Source organism: Frankia sp. AiPs1, from assembly GCF_023716945.1.
In the GTDB taxonomy this organism is placed as follows: domain Bacteria; phylum Actinomycetota; class Actinomycetes; order Frankiales; family Frankiaceae; genus Frankia.
On record NZ_JAMQQF010000988.1, the window covers coordinates 1 to 1,178 of the forward strand.

Below are 1,178 nucleotides of genomic sequence, written 5' to 3' on the forward strand. Positions count from 1 at the left end.
CCCGGAAGGGCGGGGGACGGCCCCGCCCGGCCGCGGGACCGAGAATGTGCACACCCGCAACGGGGGCGGGCCGGCCCCCCCCCCCCCGCCCCGCCCCGACGATCTGCCGTTGGTTCGCCCGGTGGCCGGTCAGCTTGCTCCGGTGCCGAACAGCTTCTTGTACTCGGCGGCGGACTTCGGGTTCTGGCCGCCGTTCGTAATCGTCGAGCAGACGTTGCCGGGGGTGGGATCGCTGAAGTAGGCGTCGTAGCCCATCACGTCGCCGGCGGCCTTGAACGTCTCGAACATCTTCTCGATGTAGAACGGGTTGTCGCCGCCACCGTCACCGCTGCAGGAGGCCACGCCCCACTCGCCGACCCCGACCTTCTTGCCGTGCTCCCGGGCGAACCGGATCACGTAGCACAGGCCGTTGACGTCCTCGCACTGCTTGTTCCACGTCGCGTCGTCCTTCGACGGCGGGAAGTGGTCGTAGGCGTCGATGCCGACGTAGTCGACGTACTCGTCGCCGGGGTAGGCGCCCCACGGGCTGTTGCCGGTGGGCACCGGGGAGTTGTGCGCGTTGAACGTCCAGTCGATCTTCACCTGCGGGTCGGTGGACTTGATGGCTGCCGCGATCTTCTGGAAGCAGGTACGGAACGTCCCCGGGTCGGCGTCGGTGTGCCAGTACATGAACGTGCCGTTGAACTCCCAGCCGATCCGGACGATCGAGTCGCCCCGGCCGTGCTCGACGAGGAAGCTGCCCAGCTTCTTCCACTGGCTGTCGTACTCACCGCGGGCACAGGAGCCGTTGTCGCCCTGCCCCTTGGGGTAGGTCGGCTCGCTGATCAGCAGCTTGCCGGCGAAACCCTTGAACAGGTCGACCGGCCAGGTCGGCTGCACGAGCCCGCCCCAACCCGACGTGCGGTCGGTGTAGACGTGGACCAGGTCGTTGGGCCGCCCACGCCAGTTGCCGAACTCCGTGAGCTGCGCGAGCTGGTGCGACTGGAACCCGGACAGCCAGGGCAGGCCCGACTTGCCCCCACCGGCGTCGATCTCCGACGCGCCACCGGCCGCCTGGGCGGCCGCGCTGGTCGCGCCGGTGGCGGGGGTGGGGCTTGCCGGCGGAACCGTCGGCAAGCCGGCGGCCGACGGTGAGGCGGCCGAGGCCGACGGTGAGGCAGCGGCGGACGGGCTCGCGG

Annotated in this window: 1 protein-coding gene; it reads right to left on the reverse strand. The window is 70.4% G+C overall.

What is annotated here, in order from left to right:
* Window positions 1-129: 129 nt before the first annotated feature.
* Window positions 130-1,178 (reverse strand): glycoside hydrolase family 26 protein (locus ND748_RS32375; protein WP_285903006.1); only part of this gene is annotated, 1,049 nt, incomplete at its 5' end.